The sequence below is a fragment of the Hymenobacter aerilatus genome (genome assembly GCF_022921095.1).
Taxonomy (GTDB): Bacteria; Bacteroidota; Bacteroidia; order Cytophagales; family Hymenobacteraceae; genus Hymenobacter; species Hymenobacter aerilatus.
Genome location: NZ_CP095053.1, coordinates 4,265,129 through 4,291,714, shown reverse-complemented (window position 1 = coordinate 4,291,714; position 26,586 = coordinate 4,265,129). Strand labels below are relative to the sequence as shown.

The 26,586-nt window shown below is 53.8% G+C and carries 25 protein-coding genes and 1 tRNA gene; 13 read left to right on the top strand and 13 right to left on the bottom strand.

Features of this window, described 5'->3' with window-relative positions:
- Positions 1 to 284: 284 nt before the first annotated feature.
- The 9 genes from MUN82_RS17985 to MUN82_RS17945 form a co-directional block, all read right to left on the bottom strand.
- Positions 285 to 1,055, bottom strand: a complete 771-nt coding sequence (locus MUN82_RS17985) for a TIGR00266 family protein (protein WP_245092671.1) — start codon at positions 1,053 to 1,055, stop codon at positions 285 to 287.
- Between the two features lie 69 nt (positions 1,056 to 1,124).
- Positions 1,125 to 1,505 carry a hypothetical protein gene (locus tag MUN82_RS17980; protein ID WP_245092670.1) on the bottom strand — a complete coding sequence of 127 codons (381 nt, stop codon included), beginning with the start codon at positions 1,503 to 1,505 and terminating at the stop codon, positions 1,125 to 1,127.
- Between the two features lie 113 nt (positions 1,506 to 1,618).
- Positions 1,619 to 3,172, bottom strand: coding sequence for a glutamate--tRNA ligase (gene gltX, locus MUN82_RS17975; RefSeq protein ID WP_245092669.1), 1,554 nt, complete (start codon positions 3,170 to 3,172; stop codon positions 1,619 to 1,621).
- A 156-nt stretch (positions 3,173 to 3,328) separates the two neighbouring features.
- Complete coding sequence (locus MUN82_RS17970; protein WP_245092668.1) at positions 3,329 to 3,514, bottom strand: hypothetical protein; 186 nt, start codon at positions 3,512 to 3,514, stop codon at positions 3,329 to 3,331.
- A 94-nt stretch (positions 3,515 to 3,608) separates the two neighbouring features.
- Positions 3,609 to 5,129 carry a hypothetical protein gene (locus MUN82_RS17965; RefSeq protein ID WP_245092667.1) on the bottom strand — a complete coding sequence of 507 codons (1,521 nt, stop codon included), beginning with the start codon at positions 5,127 to 5,129 and terminating at the stop codon, positions 3,609 to 3,611.
- A 517-nt stretch (positions 5,130 to 5,646) separates the two neighbouring features.
- The gene (locus MUN82_RS17960) at positions 5,647 to 6,030 is read right to left on the bottom strand and encodes a RidA family protein (protein ID WP_245092666.1); all 384 of its coding nucleotides are present in this window, start codon (positions 6,028 to 6,030) and stop codon (positions 5,647 to 5,649) included.
- 117 nt (positions 6,031 to 6,147) lie between these two features.
- Positions 6,148 to 7,983 (bottom strand): glutamine--fructose-6-phosphate transaminase (isomerizing), encoded by a 1,836-nt coding sequence (glmS, locus tag MUN82_RS17955; protein ID WP_245092665.1) that lies wholly within the window; start codon positions 7,981 to 7,983, stop codon positions 6,148 to 6,150.
- 89 nt (positions 7,984 to 8,072) lie between these two features.
- Entirely contained in the window at positions 8,073 to 9,581 is a 1,509-nt protein-coding gene (locus tag MUN82_RS17950; protein WP_245092664.1) for a DUF4270 family protein, read from the bottom strand.
- Positions 9,565 to 10,377 (bottom strand): glycogen/starch synthase, encoded by an 813-nt coding sequence (locus tag MUN82_RS17945; protein WP_245092663.1) that lies wholly within the window; start codon positions 10,375 to 10,377, stop codon positions 9,565 to 9,567. The genes MUN82_RS17950 and MUN82_RS17945 overlap by 17 nt, the downstream gene beginning before the upstream one ends.
- Positions 10,378 to 10,495: 118 nt before the next feature.
- Between MUN82_RS17945 and panC the strand changes: the two genes are divergently transcribed.
- The 7 genes from panC to MUN82_RS17910 all read left to right on the top strand — a co-directional run bounded on the left by panC (position 10,496) and on the right by MUN82_RS17910 (position 16,602).
- Complete coding sequence (panC, locus tag MUN82_RS17940; RefSeq protein ID WP_245092662.1) at positions 10,496 to 11,347, top strand: pantoate--beta-alanine ligase; 852 nt, start codon at positions 10,496 to 10,498, stop codon at positions 11,345 to 11,347.
- 83 nt (positions 11,348 to 11,430) lie between these two features.
- Positions 11,431 to 11,778, top strand: a complete 348-nt coding sequence (gene panD, locus MUN82_RS17935; RefSeq protein WP_185281884.1) for an aspartate 1-decarboxylase — start codon at positions 11,431 to 11,433, stop codon at positions 11,776 to 11,778.
- A gap of 187 nt (positions 11,779 to 11,965) precedes the next feature.
- Positions 11,966 to 13,018, top strand: coding sequence for a lysylphosphatidylglycerol synthase transmembrane domain-containing protein (locus MUN82_RS17930; RefSeq protein WP_245092661.1), 1,053 nt, complete (start codon positions 11,966 to 11,968; stop codon positions 13,016 to 13,018).
- Complete coding sequence (gene rfaE2, locus MUN82_RS17925; protein ID WP_245092660.1) at positions 13,005 to 13,493, top strand: D-glycero-beta-D-manno-heptose 1-phosphate adenylyltransferase; 489 nt, start codon at positions 13,005 to 13,007, stop codon at positions 13,491 to 13,493. Before MUN82_RS17930 ends, rfaE2 begins: the two co-directional genes overlap by 14 nt.
- A 33-nt stretch (positions 13,494 to 13,526) precedes the next feature.
- Positions 13,527 to 14,204 carry a zinc metallopeptidase gene (locus tag MUN82_RS17920; RefSeq protein WP_245092659.1) on the top strand — a complete coding sequence of 226 codons (678 nt, stop codon included), beginning with the start codon at positions 13,527 to 13,529 and terminating at the stop codon, positions 14,202 to 14,204.
- A gap of 177 nt (positions 14,205 to 14,381) precedes the next feature.
- On the top strand, positions 14,382 to 15,521 hold the full coding sequence (locus MUN82_RS17915) for an acyl-CoA dehydrogenase (protein ID WP_245092658.1): 1,140 nt from the start codon (positions 14,382 to 14,384) through the stop codon (positions 15,519 to 15,521).
- A gap of 157 nt (positions 15,522 to 15,678) precedes the next feature.
- Positions 15,679 to 16,602, top strand: coding sequence for a helix-turn-helix domain-containing protein (locus MUN82_RS17910; protein ID WP_185281889.1), 924 nt, complete (start codon positions 15,679 to 15,681; stop codon positions 16,600 to 16,602).
- 118 nt (positions 16,603 to 16,720) lie between these two features.
- Here the strand turns inward: MUN82_RS17910 and MUN82_RS17905 are convergent, their stop codons facing one another.
- The 3 genes from MUN82_RS17905 to MUN82_RS17895 are packed head-to-tail and all read right to left on the bottom strand — an operon-like array spanning position 16,721 to position 18,559.
- On the bottom strand, positions 16,721 to 17,485 hold the full coding sequence (locus MUN82_RS17905; protein WP_245097601.1) for a geranylgeranylglyceryl/heptaprenylglyceryl phosphate synthase: 765 nt from the start codon (positions 17,483 to 17,485) through the stop codon (positions 16,721 to 16,723).
- Entirely contained in the window at positions 17,463 to 18,179 is a 717-nt protein-coding gene (locus tag MUN82_RS17900) for a hypothetical protein (protein ID WP_245092657.1), read from the bottom strand. Before MUN82_RS17900 ends, MUN82_RS17905 begins: the two co-directional genes overlap by 23 nt.
- 5 nt (positions 18,180 to 18,184) lie before the next feature.
- Positions 18,185 to 18,559, bottom strand: coding sequence for a phage holin family protein (locus MUN82_RS17895; RefSeq protein ID WP_245092656.1), 375 nt, complete (start codon positions 18,557 to 18,559; stop codon positions 18,185 to 18,187).
- A 152-nt stretch (positions 18,560 to 18,711) separates the two neighbouring features.
- Between MUN82_RS17895 and MUN82_RS17890 the strand changes: the two genes are divergently transcribed.
- Positions 18,712 to 19,848, top strand: a complete 1,137-nt coding sequence (locus tag MUN82_RS17890) for a J domain-containing protein (protein WP_245092655.1) — start codon at positions 18,712 to 18,714, stop codon at positions 19,846 to 19,848.
- 56 nt (positions 19,849 to 19,904) lie between these two features.
- On the opposite strand, the gene MUN82_RS17885 is transcribed toward MUN82_RS17890, so the two are convergent.
- Positions 19,905 to 19,977, bottom strand: a tRNA-Phe gene (locus tag MUN82_RS17885).
- Between the two features lie 222 nt (positions 19,978 to 20,199).
- Between MUN82_RS17885 and MUN82_RS17880 the strand changes: the two genes are divergently transcribed.
- From MUN82_RS17880 to MUN82_RS17860, 5 genes are all read left to right on the top strand, one after another.
- The gene (locus tag MUN82_RS17880) at positions 20,200 to 21,576 is read left to right on the top strand and encodes a 4Fe-4S dicluster domain-containing protein (RefSeq protein ID WP_245092654.1); all 1,377 of its coding nucleotides are present in this window, start codon (positions 20,200 to 20,202) and stop codon (positions 21,574 to 21,576) included.
- A 153-nt stretch (positions 21,577 to 21,729) separates the two neighbouring features.
- Positions 21,730 to 22,590, top strand: a complete 861-nt coding sequence (locus MUN82_RS17875) for a (Fe-S)-binding protein (protein WP_245092653.1) — start codon at positions 21,730 to 21,732, stop codon at positions 22,588 to 22,590.
- Positions 22,591 to 22,779: 189 nt separating this feature from the next.
- Positions 22,780 to 23,271, top strand: a complete 492-nt coding sequence (locus MUN82_RS17870; RefSeq protein WP_245092652.1) for a hypothetical protein — start codon at positions 22,780 to 22,782, stop codon at positions 23,269 to 23,271.
- A gap of 124 nt (positions 23,272 to 23,395) precedes the next feature.
- Entirely contained in the window at positions 23,396 to 25,333 is a 1,938-nt protein-coding gene (locus tag MUN82_RS17865; protein ID WP_245092651.1) for a CHU_0125 family OmpA-like outer membrane integrity protein, read from the top strand.
- Positions 25,334 to 25,532: 199 nt separating this feature from the next.
- A complete protein-coding gene (locus MUN82_RS17860) occupies positions 25,533 to 26,462 on the top strand; it encodes a proline and serine-rich protein 1 family protein (protein ID WP_245092649.1) in 930 nt (309 codons plus the stop codon).
- The last annotated feature ends 124 nt before the right edge of the window (positions 26,463 to 26,586 follow it).

The following is a 26,586-nucleotide window of genomic DNA, read 5'->3' as shown; positions in this document are numbered from 1 at the left end:
GGACGAACCTTTTAGCATAAAAGGTACATTAGGACTACTACGCTCTAACCCTACCCCGCCCATGCCCACTACTTTCAGTTCCGCTGATTCTGCGTCTTCGTCGTCCCGCTCTCACACGCGCCACCGGGGGGTATATACCCGCCGCAAACGTCGCCGGACATTTTCTTTCCTGCCGCGGCTAGGCAATAAAGCTGTGCTAGGCGTTTTAGGTGCTTTGGGAGCCGCTTTTGTAGTTAGTCTCTTGGTTATTGTGGTAAACCTGCTCGGCTAAGTTATCAGCGAGCTTACTCATCCAGTAAGCTGCCAAACAAGCCCCCACTTTCTTTGCTGGCATTGCTGCCAGTAGGGGCCAGCGCTTGTATCAGTTTTTTCACGGGCATCGATTGCAGCCACACGCGGCCGGTACCGCGTAGGGTAGCCAGCAGCAATCCTTCGCCGCCAAACATCATGGATCGAAGCCCGCCGGCCCGCGTGATACTAAAATCAATACCTGGCTCGAAGGCCACCACACAGCCGGTATCTACACGCAGTAGCTCGTTGGTGAGGCGCTTCTCGATAATGGTGCCGCCGGCGTGCACAAAGGCTTTGCCGTCGCCGGTAAGCTTTTGCAGAATGAAGCCTTCACCGCCAAAAAAGCCCGTGCCTAGCTTCTGGTTGAAATGAATGCTGATTTTGGTGCCGCGTGCCGCCGCCAGAAATCCGTCTTTCTGCACAATCAGGCCCTGAGGCAGTGTGCTAAGATCAACAGGGATGATAGTGCCAGGGTAGGGTGCCGAAAAGGCCACCTTGCTTTTGCCATAGCTGCCCCGGTGGGTGAAGTGCGTCATGAACAGCGACTCGCCCGTAAGCAGGCGCGTGCCGGCCGAAAACAACTTGCCCAGTACGCTCTGATCGGGTTCCGAGCCGTCGCCCATCTTGGTTTCGAAAGCAATGCTTTCCTCCATGTACACCATAGCGCCCGCTTCGGCAATAACGGTTTCGTTCGGGTCCAGCTCTATTTCCAGAACCTGAATATCGTGGCCAAAAATGCGGTAGTCGACGTCGTGAGAGTGCATGGCGGTAGGGGAGAGGAACGGGCACAAGTATAGCACATTGGCTGCTGAAATCAACCCGTTCCTTCGCTCCTATTCGTCGTCCTCGCGGCTGGTGTCAAACTCCTCGTCTTCTTCATCGTCTGGAGCAGGCTTGCCTTTGCGGGTAGGCTTTTTGGGCGTGGGCTTGCTGGTGCGCGCCATAAAGTCCTCCTCCGATTCTTCTACCTCGGTGCTACCTTCCTCCACTGGGTAGAGGTCGTCCTCGTCGTTGCCACCAAACTGACCGTCGCGGTTCACCAGTTTCTTGTCGCGCACGTGGCGGTTCAGAAATTTGTTGATGTCCTCGATGGAATAATTGGAAGTGATTTCGCCCAGTGGATTTACTTTGATTTCAAAGCCATCCAATTCTTTGTGTACCCGCGCTTTCTTATCGGGGTCTACTTTTTTTTTGCTTACTGGTTTCTTAGCCATCGTCGTAGTGCTTCGTCGTACAGGGTAGGGTGCAAGCCATAGCAACGCAAAGGGCCGCCCCGTAGCTAGTACGAGGCGGCCCTTGTTCAGGATGTCTTACAGCGACGGTGAGTCTAGGCCGTAGCGCGAGTGCTCAGGCGCTCTACGGCCGTCAGAATACGTTGGCTGATTTCCTCATTGCCCAGGATATGCATGGTTTCCATGAGGTCGGGGCCGGCGCCGGCGCCAGTTACGGCTACGCGCAGGGCCTGCATTACCTGGCCTAGCTTCACGCCCTCACGTTCCAGCACCTGTGTGAGTAGAGTTTTGATGTCATCGGGAGTAGTGGGGGCAGCGGCGGGCAGCTCCTTTGCAAACGCGGCCAGCGCGTTGGCCGTAGCGGCATTCCATTTCTTGCTGATTACCTGCTCATCGTAGCTTTCCGGAGCTTGGAAGAAATACTGCGCTTCCTGCCAGAAATCCTGCGGGAAGGCCACGCGCTCTTTCATGACGCCGGCAATCTGCTCGGCTTTCTCGCGGGTACAGTCCACGCCGTGCTCGTGCAGGGCGTCGAGGAGGTACTGCGCTAGCTCGGCGTTGGGCTTGGCGCGCAAGTACTGCTCGTTGTACCAGCGCACCTTGTGCTGGTCGAAGCGGGCCGGCGACTTGCTCACGCGGTCAATAGAAAACGCCTCAATCAGCTCATCCATCGAAAAGAGCTCTTGCTGCGTGCCGGGGTTCCAACCCAGAAAAGCCAGGAAATTGATGAAGGCATCGGGCAGGTATCCGCTTTCGCGGTAGCCGCTGCTTACGGTTGGCTCGCCGGTTTCAGCGTCTTTGCCGTGCCACTCCAGTGGGAATACTGGGAAACCCAGCCGGTCGCCGTCGCGCTTGCTCAGCTTTCCAGTACCGTCGGGCTTGAGTAGCAGCGGCAAGTGGGCAAATTGCGGCATAGTGCTTTCCCAGCCCAGGTAACGATACAGCAGCACGTGCAGCGGCGCCGAGGGTAGCCATTCCTCACCCCGAATCACGTGGGTGATTTCCATCAGGTGGTCATCCACGATGTTGGCCAGGTGGTAGGTAGGCATGCCATCCGACTTCATCAATACCTTGTCGTCTACAGCCGAAGAGTGCACCACTACCCAGCCGCGAATCAGGTCGTTGAAGCGGATTTCCTCCTTGCGCGGCACCTTCAGGCGGATTACATAGGGCACACCCGATTCCAGCAGCTGCTTCACCTCATCCTCGGGTAGAGTAGTAGAGTTGCGCATCTGGCTGCGCGTAATAGCGTTATACTGCGGATTAGGCACCTTGGCAGCCGTCAGGCGGGCGCGCATGGCGTCGAGCTCCTCGGGGGTATCGAAAGCGTAATAAGCGTGGCCCGAGTCGATGAGCTGCAAGGCATACTGCATATACATAGGCTTCCGCTCGCTCTGACGGTAGGGCGCGTGCGGGCCACCTTTCCACGGGCTTTCGTCCAGCTCGATACCGCACCACGCCAGCGAATCCTGAATGTACTGCTCGGCGCCGGGCACGAAGCGGTTCTGGTCAGTATCCTCGATGCGCAATAGCATTTTGCCGCCCAATTTGCGGGCCAGCAAATAATTATACAGCGCAGTGCGTACGCCGCCGATGTGCAGCGGACCGGTAGGGCTGGGGGCAAAGCGCACCCGTACTTCTCTTTCCATAAGAAACAATAGTTCGTAGTGCCGCCAGACTGCAGCACTATGCAAAGATACGAACGGTGAGATGGTGAGGTGGTGAAATAGTGAGTTTGACGCTCTGGATTACGCCGCTTGCGCAAACTGCGCTAGTAAGTGCAATCAAATCGTCAAACTCACCACCTAGTCCCGGTTGCGGGTACTGAGGTAGAAAATAAGCCCCAGTAACGTAATACCCCCTCGAATAGCCCAGGATACAGCGGGCCCCCATTGCTCAATCCAGGTTAGAAAGATGAATTTCATGCCTAGCAGCGGGAGTACCAATGATACCAGACCGAGTAGAAACAGACCCAACCCAAGTTCTTTCATATAGGAGGAAAATAGATGTTGTGTATGTTGTTTGCTTATAAGTAATTATGGTGATTTTTGACAATTCCTGATGCTAGGCTAATACATATATAATCTATTGTATCAGTATTTTCTTACTCACCTGAGTGCCATCAGTCTGACGCGTTCGGAGTACGTAGATTCCGGGGCGTACACTACGTAAATCGGGGCCATCTTCAGAGGCCGGACGGCGCCATAGCTGCTCACCGGTTAGGCTATACAACGTGTGCTCAGAAGCTCGGATTGTTGCGTTTCCGGCCGAAGACTGACAGCTGATAACCTCGCTATACCGGGTGCTACTATCACTATCTACCATTTTCAGGCGTAGGTAGACCCGTTCGGCGCTAACTGGTAGCGCCAGGAAGTAGGTGCGGGCTCCAGTGCTGTTGCCGGCCGCCCGCACTTTACCCGCTGAAGAAAACTCCAGCCCCGTAGCACTCTGCTGCACTTCAAAATAACTGCTGTTAATTTCCTGAGCAGTGGTCCAGGTAGCCAGCAAGCGAGCATCTGCGTATTTGGCTTCAAATCGAGCCAACGTAACGGGTAGGACCGTACCGCCTCCGCTGCTAGCGGCGCGTAGCACCCCCACTGTCACTTTCTCCTGCTGTAGCTTCTGCTCCCACCGTGACCACTCACTCTGCTCCATATCAGGAGTAATGGGATTGGGCAAGTGTGTGGTTTCGGTGCAAGTTGCGCAGTTACCGGCGCTCAGATCCTGGCGGTCTTTATACGGGCTGTTATAACCCCATTTCACATACCCAATGGTATTGTTGCTGATCGAGTTATTGTTGAAGGTAGCAGCGTCCTTTTTGTAATAATTGAAAACGGCCGTGGCAGCATACGTGGCCTTTAGCTTTGTGCCGTCTGGTAGCAGGCCGTCTGTCACCATGCGGTTGTTGTAGAAGCGAATGTGATGACCAGCAGCAATATTCATGGCCGCGTTGCAGGTGCTCACAAACTGGTTTTGGTAAGCCTCAATGTAAGCGGCCGTCGTGGTCGGCGTGCTACCGTCGCCATCGGTGGTAAGACCGGTACCATGAAAGGACAGCTCAGTGGCAGGGTAAGGGTAGGCGCCTTCCACGTAGTTGTCGTGTACTTTGATGGGGCTCTGTGCCGTGCCCGACGAGTTGTAGAAGTTGATATTATCTTCCACTGCACTTTCGTTGGGTTCATTGCGAAACTCGTTGTAGCTGATATCGATGCCTGCCAACTGCTGCACGGTGTTGAGCTGCACAAAGCTGCGGGTTTCTTTGCCGCCGTTGCGGTAACGACCGTCGCAGTTCAAGCCTTGGTTGTAGCGTACCGTCAGGGTTTGCTTTGCTGAGCCGTTGCCGCTCCAGCGGTTCACTACCATGCCGGCTGTGTGCTCCATGTAGTTATGCTCAACGGTTAGCTGTTTTGCCTGATAGGCATCCAGAAAACGGCCCCGGGTGCGGTTGTCTACAGTCGGTGTCAGGCCATAGCCGCGGCAGTTGCGCACCGTCAGATCCACGCCTCCGCCCGTTTTAATCAGGTCGCCGGCCCCTACCAGGGTGCAGTCTACCAGCGTTACCGGCTCCGAGGTATAGACGGCTATGCACGGCACTTTCGAGTCCAAACTGCGGTAATTACCTGTATATGTTCCGCCGCGCGTAATAACAATTGGCTCTGTGTACGTAACTGCAGGCACGGTTTGCGCCTGGGTAGCAAGTACGGTCAGCAGGCAAAGCAGAAGGCTGTAGAAAAATCGCATACACTACTGTTAAATGGTCCTGAGGAAAGAAGGGCTATTTAAAATAGGAGTCGTTTTAGCACTCTTAATTTGTATTGTATCTATACTATAAGCCTATGCGATTCTATTATTACTAGCGGTATTATGTTTTTTAAGCTGCTAAACACTAAATAATTGCACTTTTAATTTCAATATTGATGCCATTATTGTACTTTATAAATACCATCTTAAAGGATGTAGGATTTGTGCAAATTGTACTGATTGTAGTGTTGAGAAAGGGAATAAATTTTGCATTTAAACAAGAAGGCCCCTGGTCTTATAAGACCAGGGGCTTTCTTGTTTTCGCGGAATAAGTTCAGCCACTAGCAACGCTGTGGCTGAGTGGGCTTTGTATTAATGCTGATTACCGAACGGCAATACAGGAAATCTCTACCTGCACATCTTTGGGTAAGCGCGTTACCTCTACTGTTTCGCGTGCAGGAGCATAGTCCGCACCAAAATAGCTGCCGTACACATCGTTGATACGGCCAAAGTTGTGTAGATCCTTCACAAAAATGCTGCACTTCACTACGTTGGCCAACGTAAGGCCAGCGGCTTCTAGTACAGCCTGTAGGTTGCGCATTACTTGGTGGGTTTCGGCTACCACATCACCGTCGCCTACCATTTGCCCCGTTGCATCCAGCGGAATCTGCCCCGAAACATATACCGTATCACCAGCCTGCACGGCTTGGCTGTAGGGCCCAATGGGCGCAGGAGCATTGGGCGAAAAAATGACGGAATGAGCCATAATAGTAAAGTGAGCTTGTGAAAGAAAAGAAGTTTTGATAGACATAAATGTAAAACAGAAAAGCCGCTCCGGGTACCGGAGCGGCTTTTCATGAGCAGGGAGCGGTTGTTCTATCTACTATTCCACTGTCACAGACTTTGCCAGGTTGCGGGGCTGGTCTACGTTGCAACCACGCATCACGGCAATGTAGTACGAGAGCAATTGTAGTGGTACTACCGATACCAGCGGCATCAGTACATCAGACGTAGCAGGCACCTCAATGACAAACTCTGCCATCTTCGGAATTACTTCGTCTCCTTCGGTCACTACGGCAATAATGCGGCCCTTGCGCGCCTTCACCTCCTGAATGTTGGAAACTACCTTCTCGTACGATTGATCTTTGGTAGCAATAACCACTACCGGCATGTTTTCGTCGATTAGGGCAATAGGACCGTGCTTCATCTCGGCGGCAGGGTAGCCCTCGGCATGAATGTAGCTGATTTCCTTTAGTTTAAGAGCGCCTTCCAGGGCTACCGGGAAGTTATAGCCCCGGCCTAGATATAGGAAATTGCTAGCGTCCTTAAAGATTTCGGAAATCTGTTTGATTTCGGTATCCAGCTGCAGCGCCTTCTCTACCTTCGCCGGAATATTGTCCAGCTCTACCATCAGCTCGCGCAGTTTGGTGTCGGTGAGGGTACCGCGCTTGCTACCTACAATCATGGCCAGCAAGGTGAGTACCGTTACCTGAGCAGTGAAGGCTTTCGTCGAGGCTACACCAATTTCGGGACCCGCGTGGGTGTAGGCGCCAGCGTCTGTGGCACGGGCAATACTGCTGCCCACCACGTTGCAAATACCAAAGATGGTAGCGCCCTTCGACTTAGCCAGTTCAATGGCCGCCAGCGTGTCGGCTGTTTCACCCGATTGCGAAATCGCAATGACGATATCACGCTCCGTGAGCACGGGGTTGCGGTAGCGGAACTCCGAAGCGTACTCTACTTCCACAGGGATGCGCGCCAAATCTTCCAGCAGATACTCGGCTACCAAACCGGCGTGCCAGGAAGTGCCACAGGCCACAATAATAATCCGGTGCGCATTGATGAACTTTTGCTCGTAGGCCCGCGCACCGGCCATGTTCAAATGGCCGGACCTCAATTCCAGACGCCCGCGCATAGAGTCAAGGATAGAACGGGGCTGCTCGAAGATTTCCTTCAGCATGAAGTGTTCGTAGCCACCCTTCTCAATGCTATCCAGCGCCAGTTCCAGCTTTTGGATGTAAGGCGTTTGCTGTACAGCTTCTTTGGATTGAATATCGAGTTTACCGTCGCGAATGACCACGATTTCGTAATCGTTCACATATACTACTTCATTGGTATACTCAATGATGGGAGTAGCATCCGAGGCCAAGAAAAACTCATTCTGGCCTACCCCAATAACTAATGGGGAGCCTTTGCGGGCCGCAATCAGCTGATTAGGCGCATCCTTGCTCAGAACCACAATAGCATAGGCGCCTACTACTTCGTGTAGGGCCAGGCGGACGGCCTCTTCCAAAGAGCAGTTGTTTTTGCTTTGAATTTCCTCAATCAGATTAACGAAAACCTCTGTGTCGGTATCGGAATGGAATACATGGCCTTGCTGCTGCAAGTGCGTCTTCAGAGACGCGTAGTTTTCGATAATGCCATTGTGAATGATGGCAATCCGCTCCGAAGTAGAATAATGTGGGTGGGCATTCACGTCGTTGGGTTCCCCGTGGGTAGCCCAGCGGGTATGGCCCATACCTATCTGCGCGTGCAAATCCTTGCCAGCAATGAAATTTTCGAGGTCGTTTACCTTGCCTTTCTTTTTGTACACGTTCAACGTGCCATTAAGCAAGGCCACGCCAGCCGAATCGTACCCCCGGTATTCGAGGCGATGCAATCCTTTTAGAATAATAGGGCAAGCCTCGCGGTGCCCGATATACGCAACGATTCCGCACATAACGTTCAGAAAAAAGCTGATAAAATGGAAAGGAGAGTTGGCCGGCAAAGTGCGTGCCGGAACATACAAGGTGTAAGCGCAGAACGAGCCTACTGCCTATTAGAAAAGTAAACGCGCAGCTTTATGTTGTTGGCATCCAGCACTGCCCGGTTCAGCGATAAATTTACAGTAGGCTGATAGGCTTTTGACAACGACAGGGTAGGCGAAAACAGAAAAGCCGAAGGCAACTCGCCGCCTAGCTGATTCAGAAGGTAGGCCTGCGTGTAGCTAGTCATCAGCATACTATAATAGAAGGTAGAAGCATCCACGCTGTACAGCGTGCCTTCGGCCTGCGAGCCTGCGCCTGTTCTGTCGAGGGACTGACTCTGAGCGTTGTACCCATCTGCCTGCACAAGACGGTTCACCGGATTTGCCAGAATGGTACGTTGCAAAACGCGGTTGTTTTCGTTGTTTGCTTCGTAGAGATAGGTCTTATTTATAGAGGCAGATTTCGTAGCATCGTTCAGTGATTGGTACCCAGGATAGGGGAACACACTATTACTGAATGGCTTAACCGGTACCAATAGCTCAGCACGGTTAATCGTGACGCCTGACTGCTTACGTAGGTCTTCCAACCCAGGAATGACCAATTTAGTAGCCAATCCTACGCCATCCTGGATATAGGTTACGCCATTGGTAGCGGCGGCAGGTACAGACTGCTGCTTATTAGCTACCACTGCCAGCGGGCCAGCCGCGCTGAAATCGGACGTGATCTGCGTAAAATAACGGGCGTCGTTGTTCACGTTGCTGGCTATACGGTATACGCGCCGCATAGAAGGCCGGGCTGGGTCGTGGTAGTAAACAGCCAGTATCGTGTATGAAGGATTAACGCTGGCAACAGCGCCTACATACTCATCGGTTGGTATTATAGCCAAACCGGCTATATACGCATCAAGCTTCGCCTGCGAGAAGTCTGTTTTTTGCAGTAGGGCAAACAAGCCCGTGCTGAAAGAGGCAGATTTTGCAATCCGAAAATTCAGTGCCTGCGGGATAGTGGCTACCGTTGTCACCGTATCGGTGGTGCTGGAAGGAGATGCTGGCTGCCGCTCCCGCCGCTCTGGCCCATAGGATACAGCTACATCGCGTAGCAAGGGTATGCCTACGGCTGCGCTGGTGCTAGAGTTATACGCCACCCGCTCGTCAAGCTTTTGCTGCAAATGGAGCACGCTGAACCGGCCTGGTTGCGCCGTAGTACCATAGGCACGGGTATACGCCATGATAAGCGTAACGGAATCGAGCTGTGCGCCGGCAAACGTAGCAGGCAGCGGGTCGGAGGTAACTTGCAGGTTGGTATAAGCCCGCGTTGTTGTCACGATACCCGTATTGTTGTCGCGCACTCTACCCACCAATATTTGGCTTGCATTAAGGGTAGGCAAAGAATCCCGTCGTACGGTGTATGCTGTTACGGGTAAGTCGCGGTACTCGGTAGTAGTGGTAGCACTGCCAGGCAGTTCCACCGTTATGCTGTTAGGATCTTCGCAGCCGGTTGTCAGCAGGAGTACCGGTGCGGAAAGCAGGCACGCCGACCAGCGGCGCAGGGCCTTAGTTGGCCAGTTCATTATATAGATCGTAGTAAGAAGTCAGCAAATCCTGATCGGCACCTACCTGCCCGATGCGGCATTTCTGTGAGTACTCAGTAAACAGCGCGTTTAGATTGTCGCTGAAATCCTCATCCGACTTCACTACCGAATCGGCGTACTCCATCCCTACCTTGATAAAGCCCCCGAAATCGGCCGACTTCAGCGCCGCCAGCATCTCGTCGTCGATGTCCAGCATCTTGGCTTTCTCAATGATGTCCTGCCCAAACTTGTGCTTGAACTCATTGTTGTAGATGGTGAATACCGATTTGGCATCTTTGAAAATCGGATCCTTTTTGTAGGTCGTTTTCAGGTACATCGGAATCAGGCCCGTCATCCAGTCGTTGCAGTGCACAATGTCCGGGGCCCAGCCTAGCTTCTTCACAGTTTCCAGTACACCCTTGCAGAAGAAGATAGCCCGCTCGTCATTGTCGGCGTGAAACTTATCATTCTTGTCGACCAGCACCGATTTACGGTGAAAATAATCCTCGTTATCGATAAAATATACCTGCAACTTCGCATTCGGAATCGACGCTACTTTAATGACCAGCGGCTTTTCCTCTTCTCCCACGGCGATGTTGATGCCCGACAACCGAACTACCTCATGCAAGCGATTTTTACGCTCGTTAATAATACCAAATCGGGGTACGAAAATGCGGATTTCCATCCCCATCTCTTGCATTCCCTGCGGCAACATGCGCAGAAACTCCGCTACCTTGGTCGTCTGCAAAAACGGGTTGATTTCCGTGGCAGCATAGAGTATTCTCAACTTAGACATAGTGTTTATGTTGGTGATTGGGAAAGGGCAACACTTTGGGATGCACAAAATTAAACATTTTTAAGCAAAATTTCAACTAATCCGGCCTGGGCATCGTAAATAGCGGGCTTTTTGTTTCATGGACATACTTTACACGGCGGCCTCCCTGCTCACCCAAGTGGAGCAGTGGCGGCAGGCAGGCAAGCGTATTGGACTGGTGCCCACGATGGGTGCTTTGCACGAAGGACACTTGCAACTGGTGCGCGCTGCTGCCGCCGACAACGACGTGGTAGTGGTGAGTATCTTCGTCAATCCTACCCAGTTCAACAACCCCGACGACTTCCGGCTCTACCCCCGCCTACCCGAGGCCGATGCTGCTTTGCTGGGCCCGGCGGGCTGCACGGCGTTGTTTTCGCCCTCTGTAGAAGAAATGTACCCAGCGCCTACCGTGTTGCGGTTTGATTTTGGTGCCCTGGAGCGCGTGATGGAGGGTGCCCACCGGCCGGGTCACTTCAACGGGGTAGCCACGGTGGTCAGCAAGCTGTTTCATTTGTGTCAGCCGCACCGCGCCTACTTCGGGCAGAAGGACTTGCAGCAGGTAGCCATTATCCGGCAGTTGGTAGCCGACTTATCGTTTGCGTTGGAGCTGGTGGTGTTCCCTACCGTACGGGAAGAAGACGGACTGGCGATGTCATCGCGCAACCGGCGCCTCTCGCCGGACGAGCGGACCGTGGCGCCGCGCCTATACAAGGCGCTCCGCTTGGCTGCTGAGCTGGTGCAATCTGGTGCCAAGTCCGCTGCCGTGCAAGCTGCCGTGGCCGAATATCTGTCGGCTACCCCAACCATTTCATTAGAATACATAGAGGTGGCTGACGCGCAAACGCTACAATCTTTGGCGGGACCTTGGCAAGGGCAAGCCGATGTGGCCTTATGTTTGGCAGCACACTTGGGCAGCGTGCGCCTGATTGATAATGTAGTAGTAAAAAGGTGAAATTGTGATTCACCTTTTTACTACTCCCTACCAGCTTTCCCTTCCGTATCTTTGCGGGATATAATTCCACCCGCTTTTCACCCATGCATATTGAGGTTCTGAAGTCGAAGATTCACCGCGCCAAAGTCACACAGGCGGAGCTACACTACGTGGGTAGCATCACCATTGACGAAGACTTGCTGGATGCGGCCAACATGGTAGAAAACGAGAAGGTAACTATCGTAAACGTGAACAACGGGGAGCGGTTTGAAACCTACACCATTCGCGGGGAGCGGGGCTCGGGTATGATCTGCCTGAATGGCCCGGCCGCTCGCCGCGTAGCCGTAGGCGACATCGTGATTATCTTCTCTTACGCTCTTATCGATTTCGCGGAAGCTCGCGCTCACAAGCCTACCCTTGTTTTTCCCGATCAGCACAACCGCTTGAGCTGAGGTTGACAGCCTAAGTGTGTTGGTACCATACAACTGTCATCCTGCGCTTGCGAAGCATCTTACCAGGCTAACACGAGTCGTTACGTACGCTTGTTGTTTTGGCCTGGTAAGATGCTTCGCAAGCGCAGGATGACATTCTTTTTTCTGATAATTAGTAACTCGCAGCTCATATTACAGATCCTGCTTAATGAAAAAACTACTTAATGTTCTGAAATACGCGCTGCTGCTGGCCTTTTCGGCGGCCATGATGTGGTACGCGGTGCGTGGCCTGAACTTGAGTAGGGTAGGCGAGTCTATTCGGCAAGCCAACTATTGGTGGCTGTGCCTAACGCTGGTTCTATCAGCGCTGGGTTATTTCAGCCGAGCCTACCGCTGGAAAATGCAGATTGATGCTACCGGCCACCACCCATCTTATTGGGAGGTATACCACGCCATGATGGTAGGCTATTTAGCCAACTTGGTGTTACCCCGCTTGGGCGAAGTGCTGCGTTGCTCGGTGCTGCGCCGCACCAGCGGGGTGCCGGTGCAGGTGGGGGTAGGCACCATGATTACGGAGCGTGTTATCGATGTGGTGGTGCTGGGGCTGATTCTGGGCGCCACATTGCTACTGGCTTTCAATAAGTTCTGGAGCTTCGCTACCGGGCTGGTCACTGATAAGTACGATACGCTGGGCCAGAGCAAACAAACCCTGATTGCGCTGGCCGTAATTGGGCTCGGGCTGAGCCTTATATCTGTCTACCTGCTGTGGCGCAACTTAGAGCGGCTGCGGCAGCATCGGGTATTTGGTAAGGTGCTCAGCTTTGTGAAAGGAATGCTGGCTGGTATTTTTAGCATCCGCCGTATGCAGCACAAAGGCACCTTTCTGCTGCATACCATCTTCACGTGGGTGGTGTATTTCCTGATGGGCTACTTGGCATTCTTCGCCTTCCCGGCTACCCAGCACCTAGGCTTGGTGGCAGCGCTGGCGGTTCTCACATTCGGTACATTCGGCATGGCTGCCCCGGTGCAGGGCGGGTTTGGCGTGTACCATGTGCTGGTACAGAGTACATTGCTGGTCTATGGCATATCAAAAGAAGACGGTATTGTGTACGCCCTGGTAGTGCACGGTTCGCAAACGTTGCTGGTGGTGCTGATGGGCGGCATCAGCTTCGCCTTGAGTATGGTACAATCGGGCCGGGCGGGCCGCCGGGTAGGCGCAGAGCCGCTGGCCGTAAAAGCCCCCGCGCATGTTGTGGAGTAAAGATAAAATTCTGAGCCTGGAGGCAGCCGTAGCCCAGCGTACGATCTGGCGCGCTGAGAACCGCCGGGTAGTGTTTACCAATGGCTGCTTCGACTTGCTGCACCTAGGCCACGTCGACTACCTGGAAAAGGCTCGGCACTTGGGCGATGCATTGATAATCGGCCTCAATACCGATCAATCGGTAGGCAACTTAAAGCCCGGACGGCCGCTACAGGACGAAATGGCACGTGCGCGCATCCTGGCGTCGCTTTTGTTTGTGGATGCCGTGGTGCTCTTCGACGAGCCTACCCCGCTGACTCTGATTGAGCAGTTGCAGCCCGACATTCTAGTGAAAGGCGACGACTACACTATCAGTGGAATTGTGGGCCACGAAACCGTGTTACAAAACGGTGGCGAGGTATGTACCGTACCGTTGGTAGAAGGCTACAGCACTACCCGTATCGTCGAGCGCATCCGCCAACAGTTTCAACCCTAACGTCTCTCCTGTACAATGTTCCACATAACGCCAATGTATTTCCTGATCATCTTGGCCATGATTGTGAGTGGCCTGATTCAATGGCGCCTGCGCAGCAAATTTGCCAAGTATGCGCAGGTAGGCCTGCAATCCAACCTATCGGGGCGGCAGATTGCCGAGCTGATGCTGCAAGACCACGGTATTACCGATGTGCGCGTGATTTCCACTCCCGGCAAGCTCTCCGACCACTATAATCCTACCGATAAAACGGTGAACCTGAGTGAAGCCGTGTATGAGGAGCGTAGCGCCGCCGCCGCCGCCGTAGCGGCCCACGAGTGCGGCCATGCCGTGCAGCACGCCACGGCCTATTCTGCCCTGCAGTTTCGGTCAGCGATGGTGCCCGTGCTCAGCTCCGTTTCTAAATACATGACCTGGATTCTGCTGGCAGGTATTTTCATGCTGCAAACCACGGCCATACCTCTCTGGATTGGTATTGCGCTGTTTTCGCTTACTACCCTGTTTAGCTTCGTGACCCTACCCGTAGAGTTTGACGCCTCGCGCCGGGCGCTGGCTTGGATTGACCGCCGCGGCATTGTGACGCAGCAGGAGCACGCCATGGCCAAAGATGCCCTCTGGTGGGCCGCCATGACGTACGTGGTAGCAGCGCTGGCTTCGTTGGCTACTCTTCTCTACTATGTAAGCATTGCTATGGGTGGCCGCGACCGGCGCTAGGGTAGGCATTGCCCAGCATAGTCTAATGGAACCCTCCGCCTCCCGCGGAGGGTTTTTTAGTGCCTATTGTTTTCTCTTAAAGTATAAATAGGAGAAAATGTAGGTCGCAAGCCGTACTGCTAACGTTTGCAGAGTAAATTTGACTTCTAAATTCCACCCCACCCACATTACACAAGTATGAATTTCCAATTAACCGAAGAACAGCTAGCCGTACAAGCTGCCGCCCGCGAGTTTGCCCAAAGCGAGCTATGGGCCGGCGTGATTGAGCGCGATGAGCATCAGAAATTCCCTGCCGAGCAAATCCGGAAGATGGGTGAACTGGGCTTTATGGGTATGATGGTAAGCCCCGAGTACGGTGGCAGCGGCCTCGATACGGTATCGTACGTGCTGGCCATGGAAGAAATTTCCAAGGTAGATGCTTCTTGCTCCGTCATTATGTCAGTGAACAACTCGCTGGTATGCTGGGGGCTAGAGAAATACGGTACCGAAGAGCAAAAGCAAAAGTACCTGACCAAGCTGGCTACCGGTGAGCAAATAGGAGCCTTCTGCCTTTCGGAGCCCGAAGCTGGTTCTGACGCTACCATGCAGCGCACTACCGCCGAGGACAAAGGCGACTATTATCTGCTGAACGGTACTAAAAACTGGATTACCAATGGGTCGTCGGCTTCGGTCTACTTAGTTATTGCCCAAACCAACCCCGAGTTAAAACACCGCGGCATCAATGTCTTTATAGTAGAGAAAGACACGCCGGGCTTTGTGGTGGGTCTCAAAGAGAACAAGCTTGGCATTCGAGGCTCCGATACGCACTCACTGATGTTTACAGACGTGCGCGTGCCCAAAGAGAATCGGATTGGTGAAGATGGCTTCGGGTTTAAGTTTGCCATGCAGGTGCTGGCTGGTGGCCGCATTGGTATTGCTGCGCAAGCGCTGGGCATTGCGTCGGGCGCGCTGGAGTTGTCGTTGAAGTATGCCCAGGAGCGTAAAGCATTCGGTGTCGAGATTGCCAAGCACCAAGCCATTCAGTTCAAACTGGCGGAAATGGCTACAAATATTGATGCAGCCCGCTTGCTGTGCCTGCAAGCAGCTAACGATAAAGACAACGGGCAGGACTACGCCAAATCGGGCGCTATGGCAAAGCTCTTCGCCTCTAAAACCGCTATGGATGCGGCAGTAGAAGCAGTACAAATTCACGGTGGGTATGGCTTTGTTAAGGAATACCACGTAGAGCGCATGATGCGGGACGCAAAAATTACGCAGATTTATGAGGGAACTTCCGAGATACAGAAAATTGTAATCTCACGCGAACTATTAAAATAACCATATATATTGTCTAATTTCGGGATTTATTGTACAAAACTTAGTGATAATAAGTTTTTGTTTTCGTTTTTGTGAATTTTTATATGTTTATTTGCATTGTCTAGAAAAAGACCTAGTTACGTCTGGCATTAACACAATATACCACCTCCCCTAAGAAATGGAAGATTACAATAAAGTGATTGAATCACTGGGAGTTCGTTACATCAAAGCGAAAAATCTGGTATTGCAGCAGCCTTTCACTGTTCGTAATTCCTATGATATGGGGAACAACCTTATTCTATTACATAAGGGCCGCATCGCTTTTGGTGATGAGGAACAAGTGATAGAAGAAGGCGAAATGTTGTTTATTCCAGGTGGTCGGGCTACGCGGGTGAGCTATGGCCAAAGCGGCGGGAAGCTCATCAGCAACGACGACCTGATTACCAACAAAGACAAGTTCTTCCATTCGAACTCCGACCTTGATTTGATTGGCGACGCTGAGGAAAGCCACAGCTTCGTGAGCTTCGAAGCCAAGGTGTTCGACTCGGTTAACTTCTTCTCCTCGCTGGATGTGCCGGCTTTCGTCATTTCCAACAACTCTAAGCTGGCTAATCTGGTCATCAAGGTAGTAGAGGAAAGTCTGCAGGATCTTCCCGGCCGCGAGCGGCTGATTACGATTTACACCGAGAATATTGTGGTGGAAATCGTACGCTACATCTTGAAAAACAAGATGTTTGTGGAGCAGCTTGCTACCAACAGCACCTACTTTAAAGACCCACGTCTCATCGACCTGTTCAACTATATTAAGGAGAACATCGGGGGTGACCTGTCTAATAAAGTGCTGTCGGGCGTGGCTAACGTGAGCGAAGATTACGTGGGTCAGTATTTCAAAATGCTGACCGGCATCAACCCGCAAGACTACATCGAGTACCAGCGCATGGAACGTGCTGTGTTCTTGCTGCGCACCACCAAGAAGAGCATCCGCGACATCGGCAAAGAGGTAGGCTACAAGGATACCGCGTATTTCTGCCGCCGTTTTAAGATGATGTTTGGTATTCCAGCTGGTAAGATGCGTCGCCGCGAGTCGGCCATGAACATCTAAGCACAGATTTCGTAGACGACCAGTATACAACGCAACAACGCCCGGCCTTAGGTCGGGCGTTGTTGCGTTGTAGCGGTAGGAACTGATATCGTGTCTGTAAATAACTCTTATGTAATCCCTACCCTGCTAGGGTAGCGTTGAAGCTATGCACGAGTTGAGCCATATCGGCTAAAAAGCTAGGGTCTTTTTCGATCTGGTTGCCTACTACCAGCACGTCGGCACCGGCGGTGAAGGCAGCACGGGCTTTTTCAGTGGTATTAATGCCGCCGCCTACAACAACAGGAACTTCAACGGCTGCCCGTACGGCACTGATCATAGCCGGTGCGATGGGGTGGAGGGCACCACTGCCACCATCCAGAAAGATCAAGCGCAAGCCTAACTGCTCGCCGGCCATAGCCGTGCAGGCCGCAATAGCGGGCTTATCGTAGGGTAGGGGAGTGGTGCCGCTCATATAGCTGGCTGTAGTCTGCCTACCTGTGTCAACGAGCATGTAGCCGGTAGGTAGGATTTGCAGTCCGCTTTGCCGAAGCACTGGTGCCGCAATGACGTGTTGTCCGATCAGGAATTCTGGATTACGGCCCGAAATCAAGGACAGCAGTAAAATTCCATCGGCCTGTGCATCTAGGTGCAGGCTGTGGCTTGGAAACAACAGCACCGGTACCGAGCTACGATGCTTTATAAAATGAATGAGGGTAGCCTGGTGCGTTGTCGTCACCAAGCTACCACCCACAAAAAAGTAATCTATTGGATACTGTTCGCTTAGCGTCAGCAACCGCTCACAACCGGCTTGATCCAGCTGGTCGGGGTCGAGGAGAACGGCCAGCGCTTTCTGGCCGCGCAGACGACGGGTTACAAACGTATCATACAGCGGGTCGAGGCGCATGCGCGTCGTCGTGGTGGTAAGTAAAGTCAATATCCCGGGTTTCTGGCTCGGGAGGAGTGGCAAGGTCGGGATTTTTGACCAGAGGCAAGTACTCTCCTACCTTTTTCGCCGCGTAGGCCATTACTACAGCCGTAGCTTGCGCCATCAGCATCTTGCCCGTATCAGACTTCAAAAAGGCCTGCACGCCATCGGCAAGAATAGACGAGAAGCCAGAGCCCTCCTCTTCTGGTTCTGTAGCATGGTAGTGTGGTGCCGAGAACCGGTTAGGCTGTGGCGGAAGCGGAGGAAACGGGTCGGCGTCGGGTGCGTCGGTGTGGTACACATCGGGGGCCAATTGGGCCGGGCGGCCGTGGCTGTGGCTGTGCGCTGCCGTGAGTGGGGCGCTGCCAAAGCCTAGATCGTCCGTTACAGCGCCTACCCCTAGTGGAGCGCTAGATTTCAGGCGTTTCTTTTTCTTCCGGCCCTTAGAGCCAGCAGACAACTTTTTGGCCGATGACTTGCTGCTACCAAATACCTTGCTCAGTAGCCACACGCCGCTAGCTACCCCTACTCCAATTAAGGCTATTTTGCCTACCTTCTGGGTTTTGACTTTGATTTCTTCCACGTCACCCATCAGGGCACGTTCGTATTCCAATTTCTGGCGCTCCAGAAATTCTCTTTCGTTCTCAAATAACGGATTATGTAGCTCAGCCATGCGCGTTATGCTTGACGCTTATCGGATTTGTAGATCGTGTTGTCCAGCAGCTTATCGGCCACTCCCTGAAACACCTTTTTATCGACGCCAACTAGGAAAATGATAAGCAGTAGAAGGTAGAAACCTGCTACGATACCAAAGCCCCAGAAAGAGCTGTCGAGCGCCGAGTTGAGCGCCAACCCTGCAAAAACACTCACGAAAATGAGAAAGAATAAGCCGATGACAGCCATCGTAATTCCGTGGGCCGCGCCCACGAAAGCTGTTTTCGCTTTTTCCTGAGCTTCCAGCCGAAGAATATCGATGCGTGTATCGAGGTAGCCTTTCAGATTACCAAAAAGACTGTCGTTGCGGGGTGTTTTAGCGTCGTTGTCGAAGGCCATACGGCGAAGAAAAAGAGGGTCAGATAGATAAAGCTAACAGCAAAAGATTGTTTTAGCCGTTAAGAAAAGCGGCTGAGCCAAATGGTTTGTCATACGCAAAAGCAACTATCACGTCTGAAGTTTGCGTTATTTTTACTGATAACCCCCGCACTTTGAGTCAGAATCACTATCACACGCTGGGTGTGGCGGCCACGGCCACGCCGCAGGAAATAAAAGCAGCGTACAAGCGCCTGGCAGTGCGGTATCATCCGGACATGCATGGTGGAAGCGCGCAGTTTGAGGAGGAGTTTAAAGCAGTGGCCGCGGCATATCAGGTACTATCGGACCCCGGCCGGCGGGCCACCTACGACCACCAGCTGCGCATGGCCGTGCGCCGGGCCGATGAGCAGCGCCGCGCCCAACACTACCGCGCGCACAGCCAGCACGTGTATGGCGTACCCATGCCACCGCCCGCACCTCTGCGCACCCGGCGGCCGGCCGGCGCAGCCGAGCGCTACTACCGTCCCATTCCTAAGCGCCGCCGTTTCACTCGCCGCGACGCGTGGCTATTGGCAGGTTTCATTGTGGGGCTGGTGCTGTTTTGCTTGTCAGTGAAAGTAACGCTGGACTATGTATCGGCTACGCGCAACTACCGCTACGGTCTACGCGCCTACACCAACCGGCAATGGAAAATTGCGCGCAGCTATTTTACCAGTGCCATTGCTTTTCGCCCTACCTACGCCGCCGCACACCGACGCCGTGGCGAGATTGCGCAGTACATCAACCACGACTATGCCGCCGCCCGCGCCGATTATCAGGTAGCGCTAACGGAAGAGCCCGCGGGTAAAGGCGCGGCGGCGTTATGGATGCGGTTAGGCCAGTGCGAGTTTCAATTGGGCCTTTCGCCAGCTGCAGCTAATAGCCTAACTCAGGCCATACAACAAGATTCCTTATTGAGCGACGCCTACCTGCTGCGAGGCGAAATCCGATTGTTTGAGCAGCGGCAGTTTGTGGGCGCCATTCGGGATTTTTCTACGGGCTTGCGGCAACGAGCCGCCGTGGGCTGGTCAGTAGATGTGAAGCCGCTGACCTACCGCGGGCTGGCTTACTACAAGCAAGGCAACTATGCTGCCGCCCGCACCGACTACCGGCAGGTGCTGCTCCTTACCCCGCAGAATGGGCAAGTACACTTCCTACTGGGTAGGCTGGCGCAGCAGGAAGGAAATACTGGCGCTGCATGCGAGTTTTTCCGCCGAGCATTGCGTCTAGGCTACCTCTACGCGTCGGAAGCAGTGCAGGAGTGCCAGTAGCGAACCTGTTACCACAACAAAAAAGGCCTCGCTGCATAGCGAGGCCTTTTTTGTTGTGGTAACAGTTGGAATCGAACCAACGACACCAGCATTTTCAGTGCTGTGCTCTACCAACTGAGCTATGTTACCAGCTTCCCGGTAGCGGTGTGCGCCTTGGGAGGCACAAAAGTAGTAAAGAGATTGAGGAATACAAGCACTTAGAAAAAAAATATGCGCGGCTAGTTCTCTCAAGTAAGTTTACGTACTTCAAAAGCGCTAGCACTGTTTTGCCGAAAAATCTTTCCGGCGAAAAGGGTAAATTTGTTAGGCATAACGAGTATTTTTCGGTCCCACCAACTCTACTTCCATTCCGTGACCATCCAGAACATTATTTTTCTTCTCGTTGTCCTCGCCGGCTTTGGGCTGTTTGCGTGGCAGGTACGAAAGATTCGCGCTAATATTTCTCACGGCCGCGACCGGGATATGTCCGGAGACGTAGGCGAGCGACTCAAGAAAACCCTACTTGTGGCCTTTGGGCAGCAGAAGATGTTTAAGCGTATCACGCCGGCGCTTCTGCACCTTATCGTGTATGTCGGCTTTCTGGTTATCAACATTGAAGTCATCGAGATTGTCATTGATGGCCTGTTCAACACGCACCGAATACTGGGTTTCACGGGCGGTTTCTATAATGCCCTGACTGCCACCAATGAGATATTGAGCGCGCTGGTCATCATTGCTGTGGCGGCGTTTTGGTGGCGGCGCAACCGCACCGAGCCCGTACGGCGTTTCCGTGGCACTGAGATGCGTGCTTGGCCAAAGCTCGATGCCAACCTCATTCTTTACATAGAGGCAGCGCTGATGGTAGCGTTGTTTCTGATGAACACTGCCGATTTGAAGCTGCACCAGGTGGAAAATGCCTATTTGCCGGGCGCCTACCCCATCAGCGGTTTGCTTACGGGGCTATTGCCGGATAACGCCACCACGCTGCTAGTGCTGGAGCGCTTGGGTTGGTGGGTGCATATCGTGGGCATATTGCTGTTTTTGAACTACTTACCGAGTAGTAAGCACTTCCACATTATCATGGCTTTCCCGAACGTGTACTTCTCGCGACTGATGCCGCAGGGGCAGTTCTCGAACGTGGATAGCATTACGCACGAGGTGAAAGCCATGATGGACCCTACCTACCAAGTGCCTACCCCCCCAGCCTCTGAGGGAGCCGAAGCAGCCCCTACCACCTTTGGGGCGAAGGACGTGAACGATTTGGCCTGGACCAATCTACTGCATGCATATTCCTGCACCGAATGCGGCCGCTGTACCTCGGTGTGCCCGGCCAATCTGACGGGTAAGCTACTTTCTCCGCGCAAAATCATCATGGACACGCGCGACCGGATGGAGGAGAAGTATAACTCGCCTTTGATTTTCGATCCGGCGCTCTACGGTCCCGCTGCCAAGCACGAGCCACAGGAGCAACTCGACAAGGAAAACCACACGCTGCTGCGCGGCTACGTGACACCCGAGGAACTGTGGGCCTGCACCACTTGCAATGCTTGCGTAGAGGCCTGCCCCGTGAACATCAACCCGCTGGAGAGCATCATTGAGATGCGCCGCTTCTTGGTACTAGAAGAGTCGGCAGCGCCTAACTCGCTGAACGTGATGTTCTCGAACATCGAAAACAACGGTGCGCCTTGGGCCTTCTCGCCTTCCGACCGCTTCAACTGGGCCGATGAGCTATACGTGGCTGAAAAATAGCTGTTTGCTACTAGCCGCTAGTCGTTAGCCCTAACGACCAACAACGGACGAAATCAATCCTTCTATAAAAAAGAATAGCTAACAGCCTTTCGCTAACAGCTTCCCAACAATATGGCTGAACAAACTGCCAAACGCCAAATAACTGTACCGCTGATGTCTGACTTCGCCGCCCGTGGCGAGGAACCCGAAGTGCTGTTCTGGGTAGGCTGTGCCGGTGCGTTTGACGACCGGTACAAGCGTGTAACCAGGGCCTTTGTGCGCATTCTGGAGCACGTGGGTGTGAAATATGCTGTGCTAGGCATGGAAGAAACCTGCACCGGCGACCCTGCCAAACGGGCTGGCAACGAGTTCCTGTTTCAGATGCAGGCTATGCAGAACATCACCACGTTCGAGGGCTACAACGTGAAGAAGATTGTGACGGCTTGCCCGCACTGCTTCAACACTATCAAAAACGAGTACCCGGCGCTGGGCGGCAACTACGAGGTGATTCACCACAGCACCTTCCTGCAACAGCTTATCGATGAGGGTAGGGTGAAACTGGAAGGGGGCGAGGCGTACAAAGGACGGCGTATCACCTTCCACGACTCCTGCTACCTGGGCCGCGCCAACAACATTTACGAAGCGCCCCGCGCTGTGCTAGAAGCCCTAGACGCCGACTTGGTAGAGATGAAGCGTAGCAAAGCCAATGGGCTATGCTGCGGTGCCGGCGGTGCCCAGATGTGGAAAGAGCCTGAACCCGGCAAGAAAGACGTGAACATTGAGCGCACCGAAGAGGCCCTGGCTACCCTCGACGGCAACGCCGAAGCCTTGGCCCGCATTCAGGGCAAAGAAAGCGGTAATGAAGGCGCTACCCCCGCCCCCAAGCAAAACGACCAGAGTAGCATCATTGCGGTAGGCTGCCCGTTTTGCATGACGATGATGGCCGATGGCGTGAAAAATAAAGAGCGCGAAAGCAACGTGCAGGTGTTTGACCTAGCGGAGCTGGTGGCCTCAGCTGAAGGCTTGAATGCGTAGACTGTCATTCCGAGCGTAGCGAGGAATCTGAGTTTAAAATAGCAGGCATGATAAAGCACAGACTCCTCGTCTCCGCTTGGAATGTGCCCCTCTTTCACAGCCCCGGCGGAACTTCCCGTCGGGGCTGTTACTTTGTCAATAAAAACAAGCGGTGTACGTTAGAGGTATACCGTTTTTGCTACTTCACTTATGTACGTTTCTTTCGACCAATTGCCGCCCGAGGCGCGCATTTGGATATATCAGGCCAACCGGCCCCTGACCGATACCGAGCTAACGCGTGTGCAGCCTGCACTGGCGCAGTTTGCCGCCGCCTGGACCAGCCACGGCCGCACTTTGCACGCTTCGGCGGCTATTCTGCACCACCAATTTCTGGTTATTGGTCTGGATGAAGCCATGGCCGATGCCAGCGGCTGTTCCATAGATGCTTCCGTACGGTTTGTGCGGGAGTTGGAGACGTCTCTCGGTGTAGAGCTACTGGAGAAGTCGCGGCTGGCTTTCTTGGTGGATGGCGAAGTACGTTTGCTCGACCGGCGCGAGTTGCGCACAGCCGTAGCCGAAGGCCAGCTCCAGCCCGATACGCCCTACTTTGACAACACCATTGCCCGCCACGCCCAACTGGCACAGGCCTGGCCCGCACCAGCCGCCGAAACCTGGCTGGCGCGGTATTTTGCGGGGAAATAATACGACTGTAAAGCACTGAAACACGGGGCTGCCGCCGCACTATTTCTCTCAAAACCTAGTATACTTGTCTGAGCCGCGTCAACCGGCCGGGTTTCCTTCTTCCTTGCCTACCTGCAATCTATCCATGCGAAAACTTATTTACTTATGTGCTGTGGCCGGTTCGGCGGGATTGTTGGGGGGCTGTGCTACGGCGGGCGGTGGAAGCAAGGCCGACAAGCGTTTTGCGCGCGGCGAATACGAGCCGGCTATTGAGCTATATAAAAAGGACTTAGCCAAGGGCCGCAATGCGGGTTATGCCAATCTGCGCATTGCCGAGGCGTATCGGCTTTCCAACCGCATAGGCGAAGCAGAGCCGTATTATAAGGCCGCTCTTGACGCCAAAATACGCAGCGCCGATGCTCCGTTTTACCACGCATTAGCCCTGAAAACCAACGGCAACTACGATGAAGCCGCGCAACGTTTCGCGGCTTACGCCGAAAATGGCAGCAACCGCACACTGGTAGCCCGCGCCGAGCTGGAAGCCAAAAACAGCAAGCTAAGCCAGGAGTTGGCCGCTACTCGCACCCGCGACGAGGTGCAACCCGTGGCTCAGTTGAATTCACCTTCGTCCGAATTTGGTGCCACCTTCATGCCCCAAACCAAGGAGCTAATCTTTGCGTCGGGTAGGGAAGGGAAAACATACTTGGGCAATGGTTTAGGATTTAATGACCTGTATGCCATTAAGTTCGACGACGACCAGGCGATGACTGGCGGCACCGTGCGCAAGCTGACGGCTCCCATCAACACCACCGACATGCACGAGGCCAGCGCCACCTTCACACCCGACGGACGCTTTATGGTGTTTGCGCGCTCCAACAACGGCACCAAGAAACAAGCAAAACTCGGTCTGCAAAGCGTCGATTTGTATATGTCGGCTTACCAGAACGGGGCTTGGACGGAACCGGAACTGGCGCGGGGCCTCAACAGCCGTTCGGCCGACGATTTCTCGCCCATGTTCTCGCCCGATGGTAAAACACTCTACTTCGCATCCAGCCGCAGCGGCGGCCAGGGCGGTACCGATTTGTATAAGGCAGAGCTAAGCGAAAATGGTCGTTTCTCGCCGCCCGAAAACCTGGGTGAGCAAATCAATACGCCCGGCAACGAAAGCTTTCCGGCTCTAGCACCCGACGGCACGCTTTACTTCTCTTCAGATGGACATGCCGGCCTGGGCAAGCTCGATATTTTTGTGGTGGAGAAGGGTAAAGTGAAGAACTTGGGCGCACCCATCAACAGCGCGGGCGACGACTTCGCACCCTACCTACTCACCAACACGACGGGCCTGTTTGCCTCAGACCGCAGCGGCGGGCAAGGGGCCGACGACCTCTACTCCTTTAAACGCAACATGTTTAAGGAGGTGGTCTTCTTCGTGGATGGCACCGTGCAGACGCGTCCAGCTAGCGGCGGCGCCGTACGGCCCCTCGGTGGCGAACCGGTAGCAGTGTACTCGAAAGGACAGAAGTTGCAGGATGTGACGGCCGATGCCAACGGCAAGTTCAGCCTGAAGCTGGACTCAGCCACAGCGTATTCGTTGGTAGCTGAGCGCACAGGATATTTCACAGCTCGTCAGGGCGTGAAGACAATAGGCAAGCGCCCCCCGCAGAGCCAGCTCACCAACGACCTAACGGAAATTCGCATCCCTGTGACGCTCACGCTTACTGAGATTGTGAAGAATAAGGCCATCGTGGTCGAAAACATTTTCTACGACTACGACAAAGCCAATATCCGTCCTGATGCGGCTGTGGAGCTGGACAAGCTGGTGGAGACACTGACAGACAACCCCAAAATTACCATCGAACTCAGCTCCCACACCGACTCGCGGGGTAAGGATGCCTATAACTTAGCGCTTTCGCAGCGTCGGGCGCAATCGGCCGTAGATTATATCTTGTCGAAGGGCATTGAGGCCAGCCGCGTGACGGCCAAGGGTTACGGTGAAACCCGACCCGTCATCAAGAATGCCAAAACGGAGGCCGAGTATCAGCAAAACCGCCGCACCGAGTTTAAGGTGACGCGCATTGCTGAGTAGGAGGTAAGTGGCTCACTGTCAGAAAAAAAGTCTCGGCAAACTGCCGAGACTTTTTGTATTTTAGTTCAACTGTAAGGCAAGGAAAGGCTACAAGGCAGCGGCGAAAAAGAAAGCTGCTTTTGGCACAATACTTGGCTTTTATAGAACGTAATTGTTCTGCAGTCTGCTCTTCCTTCTCCCCTCCTTAATCTCTACTGCCATGAAAAAGCTTCTCTCTGCTTTTGCTTTGCTACTGCTCCTATTATTAGGCGGAGAGTTACACGCAGCGCCGGCCGTAGTTAACTTCTCGTCGGAGCGCGGCGTGGCATTTCAGCTGATTTTTGATGGTCGCCCGCTTACGCAGCCCGGTGCCCGCGCCGTGCGCATCGACCGCCTGACGGCGGGCTTTCACTGGGCCGAGTTTCTGATTCCGACTGGCTACGGGCGGGTAGTCGCTTACCGTACCCGCGTGCTGCTCGACCCCGGTTTAGAGAGTAGCTATGTACTGTTAGCTCGGCCCGGCTACGGCTTGCAGCTGCGCAAAGTAGCTGAGGCACCTATTCGGCGCGGCTACGGCATGGGAGAGACAATGCCCTACCCACCCGCTGTACCCTACGGTCAATACCCCGACGATTATGATTACCGCCGCAACGGCAGTGCATACCCGAATGCTAGCCCCGCGCCGCAACCCGTGCCAGGCGCGGCCTACCCTGGCGGCCACGGCTACCCCCCAAATGCAGGCAATCAGCCTATTGATTCGTATCCAGCGCCAAATGCTTCCTACCCCAACCAGATGGGTGGCCCCGCGCCCAACTACCCAGGCAACGGCAGCTACAACAGCACCACCCGTTTCCGTACGCTGACGCCCACGGAAATAACAAGCCTCGCCGAGTCGATGCAGCGCACGGCCTCCGACGAAACTCGACTGAGCCTAGCCCGTCAGGCCATCAACCAAACCAGCGTCCAGACCAACGACCTGGTGCGCTTACTACAAACGCTCAGCATGGAAGGCTCCCGCCTGACGTTGGCCAAATACGCCTACCCCTACGTGGCCGATCCACAGAACTTCAGCTGCGTCTACGATGTCTTCGATTTTGAAGCTAGTATCCAGGAGCTGCAACGATTGAATGGTGCTACTCAACAGCGGTGAGGTAGGAAATTAGTATCAACAAGAAGGGCTTCCGCAATGCGCGGAAGCCCTTCTTGTTGATACTAATTCCGAACATAGCGAGGAATCTGAGTTTACACATTGCTACAACTTGCTCAGATTCCTC

What these genes read in the sequence shown, in the direction of transcription:
- MUN82_RS17985 (WP_245092671.1), bottom strand. Translation starts at nt 1,055, where the DNA reads ATGCACTCTCACGACGTCGACTACCGCATTTTTGGCCACGATATTCAG.
- MUN82_RS17980 (WP_245092670.1), bottom strand. Translation starts at nt 1,505, where the DNA reads ATGGCTAAGAAACCAGTAAGCAAAAAAAAAGTAGACCCCGATAAGAAA.
- gltX (WP_245092669.1), bottom strand. Translation starts at nt 3,172, where the DNA reads ATGGAAAGAGAAGTACGGGTGCGCTTTGCCCCCAGCCCTACCGGTCCG.
- MUN82_RS17970 (WP_245092668.1), bottom strand. Translation starts at nt 3,514, where the DNA reads ATGAAAGAACTTGGGTTGGGTCTGTTTCTACTCGGTCTGGTATCATTG.
- MUN82_RS17960 (WP_245092666.1), bottom strand. Translation starts at nt 6,030, where the DNA reads ATGGCTCATTCCGTCATTTTTTCGCCCAATGCTCCTGCGCCCATTGGG.
- glmS (WP_245092665.1), bottom strand. Translation starts at nt 7,983, where the DNA reads ATGTGCGGAATCGTTGCGTATATCGGGCACCGCGAGGCTTGCCCTATT.
- MUN82_RS17950 (WP_245092664.1), bottom strand. Translation starts at nt 9,581, where the DNA reads ATGAACTGGCCAACTAAGGCCCTGCGCCGCTGGTCGGCGTGCCTGCTT.
- MUN82_RS17945 (WP_245092663.1), bottom strand. Translation starts at nt 10,377, where the DNA reads ATGTCTAAGTTGAGAATACTCTATGCTGCCACGGAAATCAACCCGTTT.
- panC (WP_245092662.1), top strand. Translation starts at nt 10,496, where the DNA reads ATGGACATACTTTACACGGCGGCCTCCCTGCTCACCCAAGTGGAGCAG.
- panD (WP_185281884.1), top strand. Translation starts at nt 11,431, where the DNA reads ATGCATATTGAGGTTCTGAAGTCGAAGATTCACCGCGCCAAAGTCACA.
- MUN82_RS17930 (WP_245092661.1), top strand. Translation starts at nt 11,966, where the DNA reads ATGAAAAAACTACTTAATGTTCTGAAATACGCGCTGCTGCTGGCCTTT.
- rfaE2 (WP_245092660.1), top strand. Translation starts at nt 13,005, where the DNA reads ATGTTGTGGAGTAAAGATAAAATTCTGAGCCTGGAGGCAGCCGTAGCC.
- MUN82_RS17920 (WP_245092659.1), top strand. Translation starts at nt 13,527, where the DNA reads ATGTATTTCCTGATCATCTTGGCCATGATTGTGAGTGGCCTGATTCAA.
- MUN82_RS17915 (WP_245092658.1), top strand. Translation starts at nt 14,382, where the DNA reads ATGAATTTCCAATTAACCGAAGAACAGCTAGCCGTACAAGCTGCCGCC.
- MUN82_RS17910 (WP_185281889.1), top strand. Translation starts at nt 15,679, where the DNA reads ATGGAAGATTACAATAAAGTGATTGAATCACTGGGAGTTCGTTACATC.
- MUN82_RS17905 (WP_245097601.1), bottom strand. Translation starts at nt 17,485, where the DNA reads ATGCGCCTCGACCCGCTGTATGATACGTTTGTAACCCGTCGTCTGCGC.
- MUN82_RS17900 (WP_245092657.1), bottom strand. Translation starts at nt 18,179, where the DNA reads ATGGCTGAGCTACATAATCCGTTATTTGAGAACGAAAGAGAATTTCTG.
- MUN82_RS17895 (WP_245092656.1), bottom strand. Translation starts at nt 18,559, where the DNA reads ATGGCCTTCGACAACGACGCTAAAACACCCCGCAACGACAGTCTTTTT.
- MUN82_RS17875 (WP_245092653.1), top strand. Translation starts at nt 21,730, where the DNA reads ATGTCTGACTTCGCCGCCCGTGGCGAGGAACCCGAAGTGCTGTTCTGG.
- MUN82_RS17870 (WP_245092652.1), top strand. Translation starts at nt 22,780, where the DNA reads ATGTACGTTTCTTTCGACCAATTGCCGCCCGAGGCGCGCATTTGGATA.
- MUN82_RS17865 (WP_245092651.1), top strand. Translation starts at nt 23,396, where the DNA reads ATGCGAAAACTTATTTACTTATGTGCTGTGGCCGGTTCGGCGGGATTG.
- MUN82_RS17860 (WP_245092649.1), top strand. Translation starts at nt 25,533, where the DNA reads ATGAAAAAGCTTCTCTCTGCTTTTGCTTTGCTACTGCTCCTATTATTA.